This is a genomic window from Streptomyces sp. NPDC059255 (assembly GCF_042752355.1).
Classification (GTDB): domain Bacteria; phylum Actinomycetota; class Actinomycetes; order Streptomycetales; family Streptomycetaceae; genus Streptomyces.
In genome coordinates this window covers 1-1,423 of the sequence record NZ_JBHYZP010000109.1, presented here as the reverse complement: position 1 = coordinate 1,423, position 1,423 = coordinate 1, and the positions used below count along the sequence as shown (strand labels likewise).

At 71.3% G+C, this 1,423-nt stretch carries 1 protein-coding gene and 1 pseudogene; both read left to right on the top strand.

What is annotated here, in order from left to right:
- The first annotated feature begins 138 nt into the window (after positions 1–138).
- Entirely contained in the window at positions 139–1,050 is a 912-nt protein-coding gene (gene lipB, locus ACFXKG_RS41285; protein WP_384850771.1) for a lipoyl(octanoyl) transferase LipB, read from the top strand.
- Positions 1,051–1,269: 219 nt separating this feature from the next.
- Positions 1,270–1,423 (top strand): annotated as a pseudogene (locus ACFXKG_RS41280) (lipoyl synthase); the annotation flags it as partial.

Sequence of the window (1,423 nt, the reverse complement as noted above, 5' to 3'; positions counted from 1 at the left end):
TTTTTTTTTTAACCCCACCCCCCGTGGTGGGCGGGCCGGGCACCTGCCCGGCCCTCCGTCCAGGGGCCGCCGTACAGTGGCAAGGACGCAATGCGTGCAGGACGAAAGTTTCTCGGCCGGTGGTAAGGAGGCTCTGCCGTGGGTGAGCTGCGGTACGTCCATCTCGGTTTCGGCGCGGAGGCGGTCGAGTACCAGGAGGCGTGGCAGGAGCAGCGCAGGGTCCACGCGGCCCGGTTCGCGGACGAGATCCCCGACACCTGTCTGCTGCTGGAGCATCCGCCGGTCTACACGGCCGGGCGGCGCACGGCGGACAGTGAGCGCCCGCTCGACGGCACCCCTGTCGTCGACGTGGACCGCGGCGGGAAGATCACCTGGCACGGTCCCGGGCAGCTCGTGGGGTACCCGATCCTGAAGCTGCCGCGTCCGGTGGACGTCGTCGCGCATGTCCGCCGCCTGGAGGACGCGCTGATCCGCACGGCCGCCGAGTTCGGCCTGGAGACCAGCCGGGTCGAGGGGCGCAGCGGCGTGTGGGTGCTGGGCGATCCGGTGCCGGAGCGCGGCTCGCTCGGCGGGCTCTCGCTGGACCTCGCGCCCGGAACGGCGCCGGGGGCGGACCCCCGGCTGACGGACGACGAGTTCGACCCCCGGCTGAACGGCCCCGAGTACGCCCCGTCCAACGCGGGCCAGCGCCGGGAGGACCGCAAGCTCGCGGCGATCGGGATCCGGGTCGCCAAGGGCGTGACGATGCACGGCTTCTCGTTCAACGTGAACCCGGACAACACCTGGTTCGACCGGATCGTGCCGTGCGGGATCCGGGACGCGGGCGTGACGTCGCTCTCGTACGAACTGGGCCGGGAGATCACGGTCGCGGAGGTCGTCCCCGTGGTGGAGAGGCACCTGCGGGACATCCTGGAGGGGGCCGAGCCGGCGCCACGCGCGATCGAGCGCGAGCCGGTGGCAGAGCTCGTACGGGAGTCCGTACGCGAGGGTGCGGGGGATCCCGTACGGGAGACCGGGCAGGCGGCCGCGGCACTGAAAGCGAGCGCGTAGGGGGCGCGCGGCGGGCGCGGTGCCAGGCCCCCGCCCGTACGGCCCCGGCCGTACGGGGAAACGCACCCGGAAACCCACCGGGGGACGCAGCCGGGAACGCACCGGGGAATGCGCCTCTCCGCCCAGGGGTTGGCCAGACGTAAGACCACGCAAATAACGGGCGTAACCTGGTGTTCGCCGAAGAATCGAATGCCGCGCCAGCAGAGAGAGGTGCCGGACGTGTCCGCTGTCGCACCCGACGGACGCAAGATGCTGCGACTGGAGGTCCGGAACAGCCAGACCCCCATCGAGCGCAAGCCCGAGTGGATCAAGACCCGGGCGAAAATGGGCCCCGAGTACCAGCAGTTGCAGAAGCTCGTGAAGAGCGAGGGCC